The 18,352-nt window shown below is 70.2% G+C and carries 17 protein-coding genes and 1 pseudogene; 13 read left to right on the forward strand and 5 right to left on the reverse strand.

Translation table 11 applies throughout. The features are described 5' to 3' along the window. Nucleotides 1-257 (forward strand): annotated as a pseudogene (locus HR086_RS18230) (acyltransferase); the annotation flags it as partial. A 10-nt stretch (nucleotides 258-267) separates the two neighbouring features. On the opposite strand, the gene HR086_RS18235 reads toward HR086_RS18230, so the two are convergent. Next, on the reverse strand, nucleotides 268-573 hold the full coding sequence (locus tag HR086_RS18235; protein WP_141645546.1) for a hypothetical protein: 306 nt from the start codon (nucleotides 571-573) through the stop codon (nucleotides 268-270). 367 nt (nucleotides 574-940) lie between these two features. Here HR086_RS18235 and HR086_RS18240 point away from each other — a divergent pair, with 367 nt between their 5' ends. Continuing rightward, on the forward strand, nucleotides 941-3,547 hold the full coding sequence (locus HR086_RS18240) for an O-antigen ligase family protein (protein WP_174466255.1): 2,607 nt from the start codon (nucleotides 941-943) through the stop codon (nucleotides 3,545-3,547). 17 nt (nucleotides 3,548-3,564) lie between these two features. On the opposite strand, the gene HR086_RS18245 is transcribed toward HR086_RS18240, so the two are convergent. Together HR086_RS18245 and astB are read right to left on the reverse strand one after the other, a co-directional pair. After that, on the reverse strand, nucleotides 3,565-4,104 hold the full coding sequence (locus HR086_RS18245) for a YbaK/EbsC family protein (protein ID WP_174454564.1): 540 nt from the start codon (nucleotides 4,102-4,104) through the stop codon (nucleotides 3,565-3,567). Between the two features lie 135 nt (nucleotides 4,105-4,239). Continuing rightward, nucleotides 4,240-5,562, reverse strand: coding sequence for an N-succinylarginine dihydrolase (gene astB / locus HR086_RS18250; RefSeq protein WP_174466256.1), 1,323 nt, complete (start codon nucleotides 5,560-5,562; stop codon nucleotides 4,240-4,242). Between the two features lie 16 nt (nucleotides 5,563-5,578). Here astB and HR086_RS18255 point away from each other — a divergent pair, with 16 nt between their 5' ends. The 8 genes from HR086_RS18255 (at nucleotide 5,579) to hpf (ending at nucleotide 12,682) form a co-directional block, all read left to right on the forward strand. After that, the gene (locus tag HR086_RS18255) at nucleotides 5,579-6,535 is read left to right on the forward strand and encodes a lysophospholipid acyltransferase family protein (protein WP_373564319.1); all 957 of its coding nucleotides are present in this window, start codon (nucleotides 5,579-5,581) and stop codon (nucleotides 6,533-6,535) included. A gap of 21 nt (nucleotides 6,536-6,556) precedes the next feature. Further along, nucleotides 6,557-7,105 (forward strand): hypothetical protein, encoded by a 549-nt coding sequence (locus HR086_RS18260; RefSeq protein WP_174460427.1) that lies wholly within the window; start codon nucleotides 6,557-6,559, stop codon nucleotides 7,103-7,105. Further along, nucleotides 7,098-7,688: an LptA/OstA family protein gene (locus tag HR086_RS18265; RefSeq protein ID WP_141645551.1), complete on the forward strand. Its 591-nt coding sequence runs from the start codon at nucleotides 7,098-7,100 to the stop codon at nucleotides 7,686-7,688. The genes HR086_RS18260 and HR086_RS18265 overlap by 8 nt, the downstream gene beginning before the upstream one ends. After that, nucleotides 7,685-8,428 (forward strand): LPS export ABC transporter ATP-binding protein, encoded by a 744-nt coding sequence (gene lptB, locus HR086_RS18270; protein ID WP_141645552.1) that lies wholly within the window; start codon nucleotides 7,685-7,687, stop codon nucleotides 8,426-8,428. The genes HR086_RS18265 and lptB overlap by 4 nt, the downstream gene beginning before the upstream one ends. 247 nt (nucleotides 8,429-8,675) lie before the next feature. Beyond that, nucleotides 8,676-10,193, forward strand: a complete 1,518-nt coding sequence (gene rpoN, locus HR086_RS18275; protein WP_141645553.1) for an RNA polymerase factor sigma-54 — start codon at nucleotides 8,676-8,678, stop codon at nucleotides 10,191-10,193. 57 nt (nucleotides 10,194-10,250) lie between these two features. Further along, on the forward strand, nucleotides 10,251-10,898 hold the full coding sequence (locus tag HR086_RS18280) for a GNAT family N-acetyltransferase (RefSeq protein WP_174459734.1): 648 nt from the start codon (nucleotides 10,251-10,253) through the stop codon (nucleotides 10,896-10,898). Nucleotides 10,899-10,993: 95 nt separating this feature from the next. Next, on the forward strand, nucleotides 10,994-11,761 hold the full coding sequence (locus HR086_RS18285) for a hypothetical protein (protein ID WP_174466257.1): 768 nt from the start codon (nucleotides 10,994-10,996) through the stop codon (nucleotides 11,759-11,761). A gap of 249 nt (nucleotides 11,762-12,010) precedes the next feature. Then, the gene (gene hpf, locus HR086_RS18290) at nucleotides 12,011-12,682 is read left to right on the forward strand and encodes a ribosome hibernation-promoting factor, HPF/YfiA family (RefSeq protein WP_174454571.1); all 672 of its coding nucleotides are present in this window, start codon (nucleotides 12,011-12,013) and stop codon (nucleotides 12,680-12,682) included. Nucleotides 12,683-12,992: 310 nt separating this feature from the next. Here the strand turns inward: hpf and HR086_RS18295 are convergent, their stop codons facing one another. Then, on the reverse strand, nucleotides 12,993-13,610 hold the full coding sequence (locus HR086_RS18295) for a hypothetical protein (RefSeq protein WP_174454572.1): 618 nt from the start codon (nucleotides 13,608-13,610) through the stop codon (nucleotides 12,993-12,995). A 241-nt stretch (nucleotides 13,611-13,851) separates the two neighbouring features. On the opposite strand from HR086_RS18295, the gene HR086_RS18300 reads away from it, so the two are divergent. Together HR086_RS18300 and HR086_RS18305 are read left to right on the forward strand one after the other, a co-directional pair. Next, the gene (locus tag HR086_RS18300; RefSeq protein WP_174454573.1) at nucleotides 13,852-14,313 is read left to right on the forward strand and encodes a PTS sugar transporter subunit IIA; all 462 of its coding nucleotides are present in this window, start codon (nucleotides 13,852-13,854) and stop codon (nucleotides 14,311-14,313) included. Nucleotides 14,314-14,340: 27 nt separating this feature from the next. Next, complete coding sequence (locus HR086_RS18305; RefSeq protein ID WP_141645559.1) at nucleotides 14,341-15,186, forward strand: hypothetical protein; 846 nt, start codon at nucleotides 14,341-14,343, stop codon at nucleotides 15,184-15,186. Here HR086_RS18305 and dtd read toward each other — a convergent pair. Next, nucleotides 15,183-15,650, reverse strand: coding sequence for a D-aminoacyl-tRNA deacylase (gene dtd / locus HR086_RS18310; protein WP_141645560.1), 468 nt, complete (start codon nucleotides 15,648-15,650; stop codon nucleotides 15,183-15,185). The two genes, HR086_RS18305 and dtd, sit on opposite strands and share 4 nt — an antisense overlap. 226 nt (nucleotides 15,651-15,876) lie before the next feature. Between dtd and dacB the strand changes: the two genes are divergently transcribed. After that, nucleotides 15,877-18,162 carry a D-alanyl-D-alanine carboxypeptidase/D-alanyl-D-alanine-endopeptidase gene (dacB, locus tag HR086_RS18315; protein WP_141645561.1) on the forward strand — a complete coding sequence of 762 codons (2,286 nt, stop codon included), beginning with the start codon at nucleotides 15,877-15,879 and terminating at the stop codon, nucleotides 18,160-18,162. The last annotated feature ends 190 nt before the right edge of the window (nucleotides 18,163-18,352 follow it).

Genomic DNA, 18,352 nt, shown 5'->3' on the forward strand with positions numbered 1-18,352 from the left:
GCTACGCGCTGTACCTGCTGCAGTACCCCGCGGGCGAGGCGGCCATGACGCTGGAGCGCGTGCTGTCGCCCTGGGTGGACCTCAACACGCCGCTGGGATGGTTGGGCTCGGTGCTGCTGCTCGCGGTCCCGACGTCCGTGCTGGTGCACCGGTACGTCGAGACGCCGCTTCGCTCCCGGGTGCGCAAGGCGCTTCAGCCCTGGGTGGACGCGGAGGGTGCCGCTGGCGGGGCCCGGACTGGGGTGTCGGGGGCCTGAGCCAGCCGCGTCAGTCGACGCCGCCCGGACGGGCGATGCCGCACTCGCGCTTGCCTTCGGGGGTTTCAATCTTCTTGCAGTCGCAGCCCTCGAGCTTCGCCTCGCAGACGACCTCGTCCTCGGGCGTGGGCTCCACGCGGCTCTCGTCGAGCGAGGCGTTCTGGAGGCACAGCTCCTTCTCCACGGAGTTGATGGAGCAGTCGCACAGCTTCTCGGACAGCTCGCGGCAGGCCCCCTTGCAGCCGGTGAGACCGGACAGGGTGGAGCAGAGGAGGGCGGCGGTGAGGAGGAAGCGGCGCATGGGTGCGGCGAACATGCCAGAAGGTCTTCCGGATGCAAGCCAACTCCGGGCCCGGGCGTGCATGAACGGATGCCGGACAGGCCCGCTCGCTCGTCCTGACTCCCGGGCCTGGGAGGGCCGGCGAGCCGAGGTGCCCCTGCGTCCCGGGGGCAGCGCGGCTTTCAACGCCTGACAGAGGGGACTGGTTCTCCCCCGGTGCCACCTGACGCCCGCGCCGGCCCTCGAGAGCGCCCGAGACGCGGTGGACCCGCGAGCCCTGTGAGGGACGTGGCCGGGGGCCCACGGGCTTCGAGCTTGCCGGCTCTGTCAGCCGCCGAGCGGGAACCCGGGACGGAAAGAAGAGGCCTCCGGGGCTCGTGTCATACTCTCCGCCCCGCTCCGAATGGCCTCCTCGCATCGCAGCTGCTCCCGGTACACCCGGCTCGCTGAAGTGGCCCTGGCCACTCTTGTCGTGGTGTGTCCGCTGGCGCTCGGTGGCGCGGCGCGGTGGGTGGCCTGGCCGTTGATGGGGCTCGCGGGCGCGGCGGCGCTGCTCGCGGGAATCGGGGCCCGGCGCCAGGGCCAGTCGCTGCGCGTCCCTCTGCTGGCCGTGCCCCTGGCGGCGAGCGTGGTGCTGTGCGCGGTGCAGCTCGTCCCCCTGCCGGCGGGGGTGCTGCGCGTGCTGAGTCCGGAGGCCGCCGCGCTGCGCGAGTTCGCGCTGGAGCCGCTGGGCCTCACGGGCGCACGGCCGGTGTCGTTGGACTCCTCGGCCACGTGGCGCGAGCTGTCCAAGCACCTCGCGTATCTGCTGACCTTCCTCGCCGCGGTCCAGGTGTGTCGGGCCCGGGACAGCCGTCGCCGCCTGCTCGCGGTGGTGGCCTTCAGCGGCGCGGCGGTGGTCGTCGTCGGCCTGGGCCATGCGCTGCTCGGCATGCACTCCCTCTTCGGGATGATGCCCTGGGTGCATGCGCGGCCCCCGCTGATGACGTTCTTCGCCAACCCCAACCACCTCGCGGGCTTCCTCGGGCTCGCGGCCTCGGTGGGCGTGGGGCTGGCTCTCACCACGCGGCCTCGCTCGAAAGCGCTGCCCTTCGCGCTGGCGGCGGGCGCCAGTGGCCTGGGGGTGCTGCTGTCGCTCTCGCGCGGGGGCATCGCCTTCTTCCTCTTCGGACAGGCGCTGCTGATGCTGTGGCTGGTGCGTCAGCGCCGCGAGGGCGGCGCGCCCCGATGGGCCCGGAGCACCGCCGCCCTGCTGGGTCTGCTGGCGGTGCTGGCGGTGGGCGCCTACGTCGCGGCGGACTCGCTGTGGGCCGAGGCACGCTCCGCGAACAGCATCGAGAAGCTGAGTCAGTCCAAGGTGGCGCTGTGGCCGATGATGGCGCAAGCCGCGCGAGCCTTCCCCGTGCTGGGCATGGGGCGCGGCGCGTTCGAGGCGGTCTTCCCTCGCTACCAGTCCGAGCCCAACCCGAACACGCTCACGCATCCGGAGAACGCGGTGCTCCAGGCTGCGACGGAGCTGGGCCTCCCAGGTCTGTTGCTGCTGGCCGTGGCGCTCTGGGGCTTCGTGCGGCTGGTGCGCCGCGAGGACCTGGATGCGCTGGAGCTGGCGGTGCTTTCGGGCGTGGCGGCGCTGGGGCTGCACAACCTCTTCGACTTCAGTTGGGAGCTGCCGGCCTGCGCGGTGGCCACGCTGCTCGTGCTGGGCGCGGTGGCCCGGCCTCGGGAGCGCGGCAGGGCCACGGAGGGAGCGCGGCAGGGCCTGACGCCATCGCCGGTGTTGCTGGGCGCAAGCGTCGCGCTGACGGCGCTGGGGTTGCTGGCGCTCGTGCCGGGGGCGCACCGTCTGGCGGACGCGGAGGCGGAGCTGGCGGCGCTCGTCAGTGCCCGAGCGCCCGTGGACGTGGTGCACGCCAAGGGTCTGGAGCTCATCGAGCGGCACCCCTCGGACTATCTGCTGTATCGGCTGGTGGCTTCGGCCCATGCCTCGCGCGGAGGTGAAGGCGCGGGTGACACGCTGGCCTTCGTCAATCGCGCGTTGTACCTGGCCCCTCGGGATGCCGTGTCCCATCGAGTCGCTGGGCGCGCGCTGCTTGCATTGGGCCGCCGCTCGCAAGGCTTCCTGGAGTACCGGCTGGCGCACGAGGCGGGTGATGCCGGTGCGCTCCTGGGAGAGGCGGTGCGCCGGGCGCATTCGGTGGAAGAGCTGGCGGCGATGACGCCGGACTCGCCGGAGGTGGCGGGCCGACTCATGGACGCGCTGAGCAACACGCCCGGGCGTCAGGAGCTGGCGCTGGCCTACGGGGCCTGGGCCCGGGAGCACTTCGAGGGACGGCCCGGCGTGACGGAGCTGTGGACGCGCGAGGCGCGGCTGCGCCTGCTGCGCAAGGAGTTGTCGGAAGCGGAGGCCGCCTGCGCGCAGGTCGAGCGTCGTGAGCCGGAGCGACTGGACACCGCGCTGTTGCGCGCGGAGGTGCTCAAGGGCCGGGGAGAACTCGACGCCTCGCTCGGGGCCGTGGAGACGCTGCGGGCCCGTCACCCGGGAAACGTGGAGCTGGCCTTCACCCTGGCCTCCTGGCAGTTGGAGGCGGGGCTGACGCGGCGCGCTCGCGAGACGCTCCAGTCGGTGGGCGGCCTCATCTCGGACTACCGCCAGCGGGCGCGGATGCTGTCGATGGAGGCGGACGGCCTGGAGCGTGAGGGGCTGCTGTCGCGCGCGGTGGAGCGACGACAGACGGCGGCGCGGTTGGTGCCGAGCGCGGAGGGGTACTTCGCGGTGGCACGGTTGCAGGAGTCACTGCGTCGCTATGACGCCGCGGCGCGCTCCGTGCGCGAGGGGCTGGGATTGTTACCGCCCGACTCCCGCGAGGCCGCGCGGGCGTGGATGACGCGCCTGGAGTCCGCCGAGCGCACCCGGGTGGACACCCGTCGCAAGGAGTTGATGGACGACCCGAGGGCCCAGGAGCTGGAGCACCTGTTGGGAGGGCCGAGAGAGCCGCCCGTGGAGCCCTAGCGTCCACGGACGGCGCGTCATGCGGGCATCGGTGCTTCCTGCTCCATCAGCAGCGGAGTGATGGGAGTCACCGACGGGACGGGTTGCTGCAGTCCCTCGTGGATGAAGGAGGCCACCAGCGGCCACTCCAGCGTGGCGAAGTCCTGGAAGCGCATCTCCAGGGCCTCTTCGTGAGAGCCCGCGCGGATGAGCAGGTGCTCCGTCAGGCTGAGCGTTTCGTCCACCGCGACCGGGAGCCCATACAGCTCGCCGAAGGGCGGCTCGGCCCCCAGCTCGCAGTCCGGGAAGTGCTCGGAGAACTCCCGCTCCGTGGCGAGCCTCGCCGTGCGACAGCCCAGAAGCTCCTGGACGCGCGCCAGGTCCACGGTGCCCGCGGCGGGCACGACGAAAATCCAGGGCTGTCGGTCCGCCATGACGATGACGGACTTGGCCACGCGCCAACCCGAGACATGGAGCGCCTGGGCCAGCTCCTGCGCGGTGACCGCACGCGGGTGCCAGTAGCGCTCGTAGAGGACACGGTTGTGTTGCAGATAGTGCTGGATGGATGCCGGAATCACGAAGCGTCACCTCCTTGATGGAAAGGTGCTCACCCCGACGGTTCCGACCACCACACCCCACGCCCCTCGGCACCATGGCCGTCCGAGGGGCGCCCGCCGACTCGTCGCTGGAGCAGGCGAGCGGGCTTCCGCCCCTCACTGCTGGAAGTCGTAGACGCTTCCCAGCTTGAGGATGCGCGTGAGCTCATCCAGCGCGGTCATCGTCTCGCGCGCCAGCTGCGGGTCCTGCAGGTCGCGCGGGCGCAGCACCTCGCGGTAGTGGCGGCGCACCCATGCGGCCAGGGACTCGTGCAGGGCGGGCGTGTAGAAGACGTCGGCGTCGATGGCACGGCGCTCGGTGTCCGTCAGCCACACGCGCTGGCGCAGGCACGCGGGGCCTCCGCCGTTGTTCATGGACTGGCGCACGTCCAGGTAGTGCACGGCCTTCACCGGGGTGTCCTCGGCGAGGATGCGCTCCAGGAAGCCGCGCGCGGCGGGCGTCTCGCGGCTCTCCACCGGAGCCACAATCGCCATCGTCCCATCCGGCAGCGTCAGCACCTGCGAGTTGAACGGGTACGCCTTCACCGCGTCCTTGGGCGGCAGCTCCGCGCTGCTGGCCACCACCGCGCGGAAGTCCGGCCCCAGCTTCTCGCGCAGCACCTGGAGCAGGCCCGGGTAATCCACGAACGCCAGCTCGTGCAGCATGAGGAAGCGCTCGTTGCCCACCGCGAGCACGTCCGTGTGGAAGGCGCCCGCGTCGATGCCGTCCGGGTGTTGCTGCGGAAAGAGCACGCAGCGCGCGTCCAACTGGTGCAGCCGCGCCAGCGCCTGGCTCGACTCCAGCGTCTGCCGGGCGGGGAAGCGCTTGGGGCCGGGGACGTCCTGCCACGCGCTGCGCCCCCAGGCGAGCAGGTGCACGCCCGCGTGTCCCGGAGTGGCCAGCCGTGTGTGGTTGGCCGCGCCCTCGTCCGCGAAGTGGCTGCCGGGCGGCAGCGGCGCGTGGACCGCGAAGTGCTTCTCGTTGGCGAAGATGGCGCGCAGCACCGAGTGCGTCGTGTCCGCCTCCAGCGCGCGGTGGAACATCTGCGACAGGTTGGCGGGCGTCAGGTGGACGCGCCCGTCGGCCGTGTCCGTGCTCGGCGCCACGGTGGCGGCGTTGGCCGTCCACATGGAGGAGGCGCTGGAGGTGAGCCGCAGCAGGTGCTCGCCCTCGCGCGCGGCGCGGGTGATGACCTCCTCGTCCGTGCCAGTGAAGCCCAGGGCGCGCAGGGCGCGCAGCGAGGGGCGCGGCTGGGGAGGCAGCACCGCCTGGCCCACCCCCAGGCTGGAGACGAAGCGCATCTTCTCCAGGCCCTGGAGCGCGGCTTCGCGGGGATGGCTCGGCTCTCCGACATGGCTCTGCGACGCCAGGTTACCGGGCGACAGGCCAGCGTAGTTGTGAGTAGGACCGACGAGCCCGTCGAAGTTGTATTCGCGCATGGGGTATGGAGCGACTGTGGAGCATCCCCCCTTAGCAAAGCGCCTGAAACGTTTCCTCCGGTACCTGCTCATCCGCAGCGTCCTGTTGTGCCTTCAACCCCTCCCCCTGGGTTGGGCCCGGGCCCTGGGCTTCCGCCTGGGCGGACTTGCCTACACGCTGGCCGGTGGGGAGCGCCGCAAGGCCTTGAAGTCCCTGACCGTGGCCTTCCCGGAAAAGTCCGACGCGGAGCGGCAGGCCCTGGGCCGCGCCTCCTTCCGGCACCTGGGCGCCGCGGCGCTGGAGGTGGCCTGTACGGGCGCCCTGGACCGGGGGCTGGAAGAGCTGGTGGCCTGGCCGGACGCGGACCGGGCCGTGCTGGACGCGGCCCTGGCGAAGGGCAAGGGCGTGGTCTTCATCACCGGCCACGTGGGCAACTGGGAGCTGCTCGCCCGCCGAGTGGCCCGCGCGGGCTACCCCAGCCAGAGCATCGCGAAGGAGACCACCGACCCCCGGCTCACCGTGCTGGTGGAGCGCTTCCGGGCGCGGGGCGGGGTGCGCAGCATCTGGCGCGGCCAGGACGGGGCGGCGCGGGCCATGCTGCGCGCGCTGCGTGCCGGGGAAATCCTGGGCCTGCTCATCGACCAGGACACGAAGGTGCAGTCGCTCTTCGTGCCCTTCTTCGGGGAGCTGGCGGCCACGCCCCGCGCGCCGGCGGACCTGGCGGTGCGCACGGGCGCGGCGGTGGTGACGGGCTTCTGCCACCGCGTGGAGGGTGGGGGCTACCGGCTGTCGATGGAGGAGGTGCCCGTGCCCGTGAGCGAGGACCGCGAAGTCGCGGCGCTGGAGCTCACCCAAGCCCTGTCGGCGCACATCGAAGCGGCCATCCGGCGCACCCCCGAGCAGTGGGTGTGGATGCACCAGCGCTGGAAGACGCGCCCTCCGGTGGCCCCCCAGCCCGTGCTCGCCGAGGCGGCGCACGCCACCGCCCGGTGATAGAAGGCACCCGTGCCGCGCCTGTCCGTCCGACTCCTCGCCGCCTGCCTGCTCGTCGCCGCGTGCTCTCCGCGCCGCCCGGCGGAGGCGCCCCCACAGCAGCCTCCGCCCCAGGTGGTGCTCCATGGGGCCCGCCTGATGTCCTACGAGGGCGAGCGCCTCACGCTGTCGGGTGAAGCGGAGCAGTTGACGTACCAGCGCGCGGGGGGCGACGTGCAGGCCTCCAACGCGACGCTGCGCATCCCCCCGGGCAGCGCCGAGGAGGGCATGTCGGTGGGCACCGCCGCGGGCATGGACATCAGCGCCCCGAATATGGAGGGCAGCCTCGCGTCCAAGCAGCTGGTGGCCTCCGGAGGCGTGGTGGTGCGCACGGGTGAAGGGATGGTGGTGAACACGCCCCGGTTGACCTACGACGCCATCCAGAAGGGCGCGCATGGCAACGAGGGCGTGCAGGTGCGAGGGCCGGCGTACCGGTTGCGGGCGGACCGTTTCTCACTGTCCTTCCCGGATGAGACATTCAACTTCGAAGGCTCGGTGGAGACCGTGCTGGGAGCGGCTGAGCGTGATTGAGTTCCTCGTGATGGCCTTCTTCGTGGCGCAGCCCCTGCCCGCGGCCGCGGCCACGCCCGTCGATGGCGGGACGCCTCCGGTGGCCGATGCCGGCACCGCGAGCCCAAGCCCGAACCCGCTGGGCCCGGTGGACCTGAAGGAGCCGGTTCAAATCAACGCCGACCTCATCGAGGGCGGCAAGTCGCAGGCGACGCTCACCGGCAACGTGAAGGTGAAGCACCGCACCCTGGATTTGAAGTGCGACCGGATGATTGCCTACTTCGCGGAGACACGCGTGGTGACGCGCGTGGTGTGTACGGGCGGAGTGCATGCGGTGGATGGCGACCGCATGGCCCGGGGTGAGCGCGCCGAATACGACGTGGCCAGCGGAGTCCTGGTCGTCACGGGCACGCCCGAGGCGCGCCAGGGGACGACGTACATGCGCGGGACGAAGGTGCGCCTCACGTTGGGGAGCGAGCGGCTCGACGTGGAGAACGCCGTCATCATCTTCGAGTCCCCGCCGTCGGCCCCCGCGCCCGCCCGGCGGAAGGCCGCGCCCGCTCGCACGACGCCCGCGCAGCCGCAGGAGGCGAAGCCGCGATGAGCGACGGGAAGCTGCACGCCGATGGCCTGAAGAAGGCCTATCGCGGGCGCCAGGTCGTCAACGGCGTCTCCTTCACCGTGGCCCCGGGCGAAGTGGTGGGCCTCTTGGGCCCCAACGGCGCCGGCAAGACGACGAGCTTCAACATGGTGGTGGGCCTGGTGACGCCCGACGCGGGCCGCGTGCGCGTGGGCGACGAGGACCTCACGCACCTGCCCATGCACCGCCGCGCCCGCCGGGGCGTGGGCTACCTGCCCCAGGAAGCCTCCGTCTTCCGCAAGCTCACCGTGCGCGACAACTTCCTGTCCGTGCTGGAGCTCCAGAAGGGCCTGGACAAGCGCGCCCGCGAGACGCGCGCCAACGCCATCCTGGAGGAGTTCGGCCTCACCCACGTCTCCGAGTCCCTGGGCGGCACCCTCTCCGGTGGCGAGCGCCGCCGCGCGGAGATTGCCCGGAGCCTGTTGCCCGAGCCCCGCTTCATCCTCTTCGACGAGCCCTTCGCCGGCGTGGACCCCATCAACGTCGGTGATTTGCAGCGGCAGATATTCCTGCTCCGGGAGCGCGGACTGGGCGTCCTCATCACCGACCACAACGTCCAGGACACCCTGGGCATCTGCGATCGCGCCTACATCATCACACAAGGGCAGATCCTCGAAGAGGGGACACCCGCCGAGATTGCCGCCTCTCCCCGGGCCCGAGCCGTCTACCTGGGAGAACGGTTCCGTCTCCAGCAGCCCTTGTGAGGACGACTGGCCTTCGGCCAACCGAATGCATAGACTGCGTTGGCCCCGCTTTTGCGTCGACAGGTCAACACGGCCGAGTCACGCCCAGTGCGTGTAAGCTCTTGGTTTCCTTGTGGAATTTTGAATATGCAAGCAAGGGACCACGATTGCGCCACTAGACGTCGTCAGGGTGCCTTGTTACGTTGGCACGGTCTTTGATTGGTCCCGTGTTGTGTAGGGACTGAATCACTCGGGGAGACCCTGTCTCATGGCGATGGAACTCAAACAAAGCCTGAAGCTTGCGCAGCAGCTGGTGATGACGCCCCAGCTGCAGCAGGCCATCAAGCTGCTTCAGCTCTCCCGCATGGAGCTGTTGGAGCAGGTCCGCGAGGAGATGGATCAGAATCCACTCCTGGAGCAGCCGGACGAGCAGGCACCGGGCGACGTGGGGGACAAGGAGCCCGGGGAAGCGTCGCTGGAGGCGGACAACGTCGAGATGCCGCGCGACGGGGACATGCCGGCGGCCACGAGCGACACGGCCACGGAGTTCAAGGCGGACGGCGACGGCCCCCCGGAAATCGACTGGGAGGCGTACCTCAACAGCTACCAGTTCAACGAGCAGACCACCGCCTCCAACAAGGGGAACGTGGCCACGGACGACCTGCCGTCGTTCGAGGCCAACCTCGTCAAGAAGGAGGACCTGGTCGACCAGCTCCAGGAGCAGCTCGGCACGCTGCGCCTGAACGACGCCGAGCGCCGCGTCGCCATGCTCATCCTCGGCAACCTGGATGACGACGGCTACCTGAAGCTGCCGGACGTGGAGGGCGACCCGCTCATCCGCCTGTGCAACGAGGCGGACGTGCCCATGCACGTGGCCGAGCGCACCCTGCGGCGCATCCAGATGCTGGAGCCCCGGGGCTGCGGCGCGCGTGATTTGCAGGAGTGCCTGCTCATCCAGTTGCAGGGGATGAAGGAGCCCCACGCGCCGCTCCTGGGCCTCATCATCAAGCGGCACATGAAGTACCTGGAGAGCAAGAACCTGCCGGCCATCGCCAAGGACCTGAAGGTCACCTTGGAAGAGGTGGTGGAGGCGGTGAAGCTGCTCCCCAAGCTGGACCCCAAGCCGGGCCGCAACTTCAGCGGCGACGACGCGCAGTACATCACCCCCGACGTGTTCGTTTACAAGATGGGGGAAGAGTACACGGTGGTGCTCAACGACGACGGCCTGTCCAAGCTGCGCATCTCCGGCACCTATCGGAACGCGCTGAAGACGGGCGCGGTGGGCCCTGGCCAGACGAAGGACTTCATCCAGGACAAGCTGCGCAGCGCGGTGTGGCTCATCCGCTCCATCCACCAGCGGCAGCGGACCATCTACAAAGTCACCGAGAGCATCGTGAAGTTCCAGAAGGACTTCCTGGACAAGGGCATCGCGCACTTGAAGCCGCTCATCCTCCGGGACGTGGCCGAGGACATCGGCATGCACGAGTCCACGGTGAGCCGCGTGACGACGAGCAAGTACGTGCACACGCCGCAGGGCATCTTCGAGCTGAAGTACTTCTTCAACTCGTCCATCTCCCGCGTGTCCGGCGAGGACACCGCGAGCGAGGCGGTGAAGCACCACATCAAGCAGCTCGTGTCGCAAGAGGACGCGCGCAACCCGTACTCGGACCAGAAGATCGTGGAACTCCTGCGCTCGCAGGGCACCGAAATCGCGCGCCGCACGGTGGCCAAGTACCGCGAGGTGCTGGGCATCCTCCCGAGCAGCAAGCGCAAGCGGTACTACTGAGCCCGCGACAAGTGGCTCTTTCCCCCGGCCCTCCGGGGGATGAGATTCAGGGGCGCCATGAGCGCCCCTTTTTCTTTTCCCTCCGATGCCGACGCCCCTCGCCGGGCGCTTTTGCCCCTCGTCGTGCCGCCCGTCGTCCTGGAGGGGCGCACGGTGCGCCTGGAGCCCATGGCGCTCGAGCACGCCCCGGCCCTGGCCGCGCTGTGCGAGGACGACATCTTCACCCACTTCTCGGTGGTGCTGCGCACCCAGGAGGACGTGGAGCGCTACATCACCCGGGCGCTCGGGGCGGCGGAGCGGGGCACGGAACGCCCGTTCGTCATCGTGGAGCGCGAGACGGGGGAGGTCCTGGGCACCACCAGCTACCTGGACATCCAGCGAGAGCACCGGACGCTGGAGATTGGCTGGACGTGGCTGGGCCGCCGGGCGTGGCGCACGCGCGTCAATACCGAGTGCAAGTACCTGCTGCTGTGCCTGGCCTTCGAGACGCTCGGAGTCATGCGCGTGCAGCTCAAGACGGACCGGCGCAACGCGCGCTCTCGCGCGGCGATTGAGCGGATGGGCGCGAAGTTCGAGGGCATCCTCCGCAACCACGTCCTGGTGCGCGGCGGGGTGGTGCGCGACAGCGCGTACTACGGCGTCATCGACACGGAGTGGCCGGAAGTGAAAGCTCGGCTGGAGGGCTTCCTCCAGCAAGCGGGCTAGCGGACAGGCGGGCGTGCGCGGGGGTGGGAAAGGTGACGGCCCGGCGCCGTTCTGCTCCCAGTCCCCAGGGGTGGCGGGTATAGGGTGCGGCCTGTATGCACTCTTCCTCTCGTTTCCCTGGTGGCGCGGTATCGGGAGTCCTTGTCGCGCTCGGACTGCTGGCGGGCTGTGGTGACTCCCTCACCACCGAGTCGGTGGACCTCGTGGCGCTCGCGGACCGCACGCTGACGTACTCGCACGCGGACGTGGACCTGTTCGAAGTGGAGCAGGCCCCGGGCTCCCACCGTGTCACCGTGACATTTTCCCAGGCGGGTGGAGACCGCTGCACCCGGCTGAATGACGGCGCCACCGCGACGTTCAACGGCGAGGCCATGCTCCTGGAGCAGGGCGGCGTCGATGCCACGGCGGGCCGCGACGTGTGCCTGCCCACGCGGGCCTTCTACGAGTTCGACCCCGATGCCTGGGCGGCGCTGGGCCCGACGGACGCGCGCGTCGTCATCCAGGACGCGAGCCACACCGTCGTCCTCACGATGAAGGAGGGCCAGGCGAAGCGCTCCTTCACGGGGCCGACGATGCGACTGCTGCGGGGACAGACGTACTCGTTCCAGTGGAACCCGACGACCGAGTCGCTCAACGCCGCCGCCGCCACGCTCCTGCCCGAGGGCGGCACCGTCACCGCGGGGATGGTCGTCACGCGCGAGGGGGGAAAAATCACCTTCACCGTGCCCGGCCAGCTGGGCGCGGCCACGCATCTCTTGACCTTGAGCGGCACCGTCCAGGGCGAGGTGGTGGAGTGCCAGGGAGTGGCTGCCTGCAGGGGCACCTACTTCCACTCGCAGGAGCAGGTGGTCGCGGTGCAGTGAGCAGGCTGCTCGCCTGAGCCCGTGTCTCACGATACCCGGCTTGAGACACACGGCGTGGCGCAGCGCGTGATTCCGAGGGGTTGAAGAGTCTGGTGCCCCGCATGAATGCGGGCCAGCGACGCCGGGTTGTCAGCCCCCGGACGCGTGGTGCGCTCGGGAAGAGGCAACGTGGGGAGACGGGTTGCTTTCCCGAGGTCAGAAGTTTCTGATCTGTCACGCAGCTCCCCTCACCCTAGGAGGCAGCCACGCATGCAGTTCAACATCACCTTCCGTCAGTTCGGGGCGTCGGATTCCCTTAAAGAATACGCACGCGAGAAGGTCGAGCGGGTGAACAAGCTGTTGGACAGAGCAGGAGAGGCACACGTCGTCTTGTCACTGGAGCGTTACCTCCACCACGCGGACATCACCATCCAATCCGGCGCCTGGGTGCTGCGCGGGCGGGAGAAGAGTGATGACATGTACGCGTCCATCGACCTGGCGATGGACAAAATCGAGCGCCAGCTGCGCCGCTACCGCGACAAGCTGAAGATGCATCACGGTCGAGATCGCGTCCATCACCGCCAGGACCTGGTGAACAGCCTGAAGGTGCGTCACGCCGTCTTCGAGGTGCCGGAAGCGGAGGAGCTGGCCGTCATCGCCGCGACGTCCACGTCGGAGCCGTCCACGACGACGAAGGCCGCGGACCCCGTGGACACGGCCGCCAGCGCCGCGACGCGCGTGGTGCGTGCCACCCAGCTCACCGTCAAGCAGCTGTCGGTGGATGAGGCGGTGATGCAGATGAACCTCATGGACAACGACTTCTACGTCTTCCACAACGTGGAGTCGGATGCGCTGGGCATCGTCTACCGGCGCAAGGATGGCCAGTACGGCCTCATTGAACCTCACGAGCCGCCGGCCCTGGCCGTCGCCGCGGGGACCTGAGCCCGCCCGCCGTCACAGTCCGGTCTGGAAGAGTCGCGCTCCGCCACCCCCCTCGAGGAGGCGGAGCGCGAACACCCCCGTCCGGTGTGGGACGGGGGCGTTGCCGTTCCTTCATGGATGCCGCATCCGGTGCCCGTGGTCGGCCACGTGCACCAGTGTCCCCCCAGCCACCCGGAATGGCGGCTGGCGCATCCATCGCCAGGAACGACGGCGCGCTCGGCGCATATCGGTCCGAAAAAAGACGGCGCGCTCCACCTCTCCCCCGAAAGGTGGAACGCGCCCGGTGGGGCCTGCTGGGCCGAGGCCCCCTTCAGTAGAACTTCTTGCAGGAGTCGGCCTTCTGCTCGTTGCGCGCGTCGCCGCCCGACAGGCTGGAGATGGTCATCGAGGTCGTGACGAGGGGCGCCCGGGTGTTGACGAGCGCCAGCGTCATCAGCGCGGCCCGCTCGCCCAGGGGGCGCTGGTGGAGCGTCGCGGGGAAGGCCAGGGTGACGTCCTTCTCCAGCGCGCTGCCGCACTCGCGCACCCCCGTCAGGGTGTCACCCTCGCGCTTCAGGACGTAGGCGCAGGGCCCCACGCGTCCGTGCAGGTACGTGCCGTCCTCCGTGAGGTCCACCGTCATTCCGCCGAAGGTGCCCCAGACGCGGGTGTCGTCTCCCTCCGCCAGCTCCAGCCGAGTCGCCCGGTAGCCCACCGAGCCCGTCATCTTCTGGTAGTCCCACTCGAGCGACACGGGGTCGCGACGGTAGCGGCCATGCATGGCGTTCTCGGTGATGCTCAGCGTGGAGCTGGGCCCGGTGATGGCGCCGCCTTCCAGGCGCAGGGACTCCTCGGCGGCGTCTCCCAGGGCCACGCCCCGCGCGGTGGTGGCGCAGCCGGTGGTCAGCGCCGAGATGAGGACAAGGCTCGAGCACAGCGTTCGCTTCATGGCGGTCGCTCTCTTCCTGATTCAGTTTCAGTGTGGAGGGTTCACGACGGAAAACGGTCGCCTGGGCGGCGCATATCGCCCCAGGGGACGACCGGGGAGGGTGGCCTGGGGGCGACCCAAGGCCCCCAGGGCCCTGATGCGCAGTGAGCGGCCGTGGGGCCAGGACGACAGGCGACCCTTGCGCGAATCGAGGGTGAGGAGTAATTGCCGCCATCTCAGGAGCGCCAGCGCGGGAGCGTCAGTGAGAATCGCCGAGTTCCTCAGCCCCCAAGCCGTCATCGCGGACATGCAGTCGCGGACGAAGCCGGAGGTGTTGCGCGAGCTGAGCGCCACGTTGGTGCGAGCCCACCCCCTGCTTCAGGAAGACCGGCTGGTGGAGGTGCTGCGCGAGCGCGAGAAGCTGGGCAGCACCGGCATCGGCGAGGGCGTGGCCATCCCCCACGGCAAGCTGCCGGGCATGACGCAGCTCCAGGCGGCCTTCGGCGTGTCCCGGGCGGGCGTGGACTTCGAGGCCATCGACGGGAAGGCCACCCACCTGTTCTTCGCGCTGGTGGCCCCCGAGAACAGCGCGGGCGTGCACCTCAAGGCGCTGGCCCGCATCTCCCGCCTCTTCAAGAATCCCCGCTTCCGGGCCTCCATCCTGGAAGCGCCCACGGCCGCGGACATCCACGCGCTCATCATCCAGGAAGACGCACGGCCCTGAAGTGCCGTGTCCCAACGGGGGGACCCCATGGACGTGGTGTTGCGGCCCATCAACGACCGGTTCTTCCACGAGCAGGTGCTCCCGTTCCTCTCGCGCGCCATGGGCGACGCGAGCGGGGCCCTGGAGTCGCTGCTGGAGACGCTGGGGGACGGGCAGGCGCGGATGCTGTGCGAGCGGATGCTGGCCACGGCGGTGCCCGGGGGCCTGGGCTCCGTGGACGCCGACCCCTGGTCGGACCTGGTGGACCGGCTCGCCTTCCTTCCCTGGAAGGAGGGCCCCACGGGCTGGGAGGTGGGCGCGCAGCACGCCGGCTACGCGGACGCCTGGGACGAGGCGCTGCACCTGTCGCTGATGCTGGAGGAGCCCAACTACCCGTATTGGGACTCGAAGGGCGCCCGCGAGGTGCGCGACGGCTTCCGCTTCAGGCCCCTGGCGGACATGGGGCTGGCCTCGCTCCTGGCGGGACACTGGGACCCGTTCCCGGAGTTCCCTCCGGACCGCGTCTTCGTCACCCAGGGCCGGGGCGAGTATTTCCCCACCGAGCGCTTCGCCTTCGCCGACTGGGCCTGGCGCCCGGCCCGCGCGGTGGCGCACTGGCAGGTGAACCTGCCGCGCAAGCTGGAGCGGCTCATCGCCCGCGAGCAGGAGCGCATGAGGCTGCCGTCGCTGCCGGAGAAGGACGAGGTGCTCGGCTACTGGCTGGGCAAGCTGCCTCAGCCTCCGCCGCTGACCGTCGCCTTCTCCGGGCTGGGGCCGCGCGCGGCCAGCTGGATTCGGGAGCTGGGCGCGCTCACCACGCACATCCGCCAGGCGGCGATGGCCAGGCAGGGCCTGGCCGCGCTTGTCACCAAGGGCAGCACCGTCCGCGTCTAGGGTCTGGGTGGCGCCGGAGCCGGAACCGGGCTGTCCAGGATGAGGGTGACGGGCCCGTCGTTGACGAGCGCGACCTTCATGTCGGCCGCGAAGATGCCGGTGCCCACGGTGAGGCCGCGCTGGCGGAGGCCCTCGCAGGCGCGCTCGTACAGGGCCTTGGCGACGGCGGGCTCCATGGCGTCGATGAAGCTGGGGCGCCGGCCCTTGCGCGCGTCTCCGTAGAGGGTGAACTGGCTGACGACGATGAGCTGACGGGAGGTGTCCTCCAGGGACAGGTTCATCTTCCCGGCGGCGTCCTCGAAGATTCGCAAGCTGGCGAGTTTCTCCACCATCCACGCGACGTCCGCTTCCGTATCGCCCTTGCCCACGCCCAGGAGCACCAGCAGGCCGGGGCCCATGTCACTCACCCGTTGCCCGTCCACCGTCACCGAGGCCTCCAGCACCCGCTGCACCACCGCTCTCATCGAAGTTTCCTCCAGGGCTGTCAGGGGCACCCCTCATGATGCGCCCAGGCTTTATCGGCATCTTGGGCGCTGAGAGGACCGCAGTGAAAAGAAGTCCACATGTGAGGGGTGCCAATTTCCACTTGGCGGTAGAGCGAGCGCCCAACCGTGGACTCCCGCACCCCCTCTCCCTTGCCGTGCTTTCGCGCCCTTCCCCATAATGGCCGCCGACTTCCCCGGAGCGTGCGTGCAGGTTCTTCGAGCCAGACACCTCTTGGCCGCGACGGCCATCGTTTCCCTGCTGCTTCCATACGGCGCCGTCGCGGCGCCGCCTTCCTCCGCCGAGAAGCGCGCGGACCGCGAAGCCCTGCGGACCGCCTTGCTCGAAGTGCTCCAACGCGCCCCGCTCAAGGTGAGCCGGGTGGGCGTGCACATGCAGAGCCTTGATGACGGCACGGTGGTGTTCACCCACAACGCGGACGAGCTGCTCAACCCGGCGTCGAACGTGAAGCTCGTCACGTCCGCGGCGGCGCTGGCGACGCTCGGGCCGGAGTTCCGCTACGACACGGAGTTCCTCGTCGAGCCGGAGCTGCCCGCGGACGGCAAGGTGAAGACGCTCTACGTGCGCGGCAAGGGTGATCCGTCCATCACGACCGAGCGCCTGTGGGGCGTGGTGTCGGAGCTGTGGCACTCGGGTCTGCGCGAGGTGGGGGACATCGTCGTGGACGACTCCTGGTTCGACGCCGAGCGCACGCCGCCCGGGTATGACCAGGAGGACTCGGACCGGGCCTATATGGCGCCCACCGGCGCGCTGAGCCTCAACTGGAACGCGGTGGCCATCTTCCTGCGCCCTGGCGCGAGCCCCGGCGCCAAGGGCACCGTGGAGATGGAGCCGCCGAGCGACTACTTCATCGTGGACAACCAGCTGTCCACCGGCGCGCGGCGCGCGCGGCGCGTCTCCGTGACGTCGGACCCGTCCGGCGCCCAGCAGAAAATCGTCGTGCGCGGGCAGGTGCCGGCCGAGCGCGGCGGGGCCGTCAGCGTCTGGAAGAAGATCGACAACCCTCCCATGTACTTCGGCCAGACGCTCAAGCAGCTGTTGAGCACGCGGGGCATGAAGGTGAAGGGCCGGGTGAAGGTGGGCCTGACGCCGTCCAAGGCGCGCACGGTGCACGTGGCCCAGTCGGACACGTTCGACGTGCTGCTCAAGCGCCTCAACAAGCTCTCCAGCAACTTCGTCGCCGAGCAGCTGCTCAAGACGATGGGCGCGGAAGGGCGAGGCCAGCCGGGCTCCTTCACCAAGGGCGTGGAGGTGGTGGAGCAGTTCCTGGAGCGCGACGTGGGCATCTCCCGCGGCACGTACGTGATGAAGAACGGCAGCGGCCTGAACGACGCGAACCGCTTCTCCGCAGCCCAGCTCAACAAGCTGCTCCGTCACATGTCCATCCGCTTCCCCTTCGCGCCGGAGTACCTGTCCTCGGTGCCCATCGCCGGCAAGGACGGCACGCTGAAGTACCGCTTCGAGGGCAGCGACGCGGTGGGCAAGCTGCGCGCGAAGACGGGCACGCTGGAGGGCGTCTCCGCGCTGAGCGGCTACGTGACGAGCGCGGGCGGTGAGCGCTTCTCCTTCTCCATGATGGTGAACGACTTCGCCGGCCGTGCCGGGCCCATCGTCGCGGGCCTGGATGCGCTGGGCGCGGCGGTGGCGGCCACGGGCTCCAGCCTGGGGCCTTCCAGCGCGGTGGCGTCCCTGGCGGACGGGGGCAAGCCGTCGGGCGCCATCGACGACGTGGCCGCCCGCATCAAGACGTACCTGGACCTGGGCCGGCAGAGGGACCAGCGCAACCTGGGCTTCCTGCGCACGGCGTGGCGCAGCGAGAGAGACCCTGCGGTGCGCGCGGTGCTGGCGGAGAGCCTCTACCAGTCCAACCCGCATGACTACCTGGGCGCGCGCACGCTCCTGGACAGCTACTCGGCGGGCAACGACGTGTATGGCCGACTGAGGGAAGTGGCGCGGGTGTTGTCCGTGGAGGTGCCCGGCGTCACCAGCATGGTGGAGCTGGCGGCGGGCGGTAACACGGAGGCGCTGGCCCGGGTGCTGGAGCTCGCGGGCGCCACGGGTGTGGATGCCCAGGCGCAGGCGGAGATGTCCGTCGCGCTGGGCGAGGTGGCTCGCACGGCGCCGGAGGAGCTGGTGGTGGCGCTGCGCGCGTCTTCACCGGCGGACCGCGAGGCGGCCTCGACGCTGCTGGCCCGCGCGCTGGTGCAGGCGGGGCAGGCGGACCATCCCTTCTGGAAGTCGCTGCGCCGGCTGCAGGGCGCGGCGGACCCCCAGGTGGCCGCCTTCTCCAAGGGGCTGGACTCCACGCTGTCGCAGAAGGTGGCGGAGGCCAAGGCGCCCCGTCCGTCCGAGGGCGGCGCTCCGGTGCAGGTGGTGGCGCCGGCGGGAGGCGCGTCGTCCCCTACGCCCCCGCGTTCCACGGGCAGTGCCCCTGATGCGTCGCGCACCGCGGAGACGCGTCCGGGCGGGTAGCACCCGGTGGGTGGGTGCCACCTCCCAGGTGGTGCCCTCCCGCACCTTTCCACCGTCGCCTCCCTGCCTGCGGGGCCGCCGTCCGGGCGGGCCCGGGGCCCGGGGTCCGCCTTCTGGAAATGTCAGGCCGCACTGCTATACGTCGGAGGCAACCTGCCAGGGCTGATGCTCGGCGGGCAGTTTCCCCGCC

The organism is Myxococcus sp. CA039A (assembly GCF_013336645.1).
GTDB classification, from domain to species: domain Bacteria; phylum Myxococcota; class Myxococcia; order Myxococcales; family Myxococcaceae; genus Myxococcus; species Myxococcus llanfairpwllgwyngyllgogerychwyrndrobwllllantysiliogogogochensis.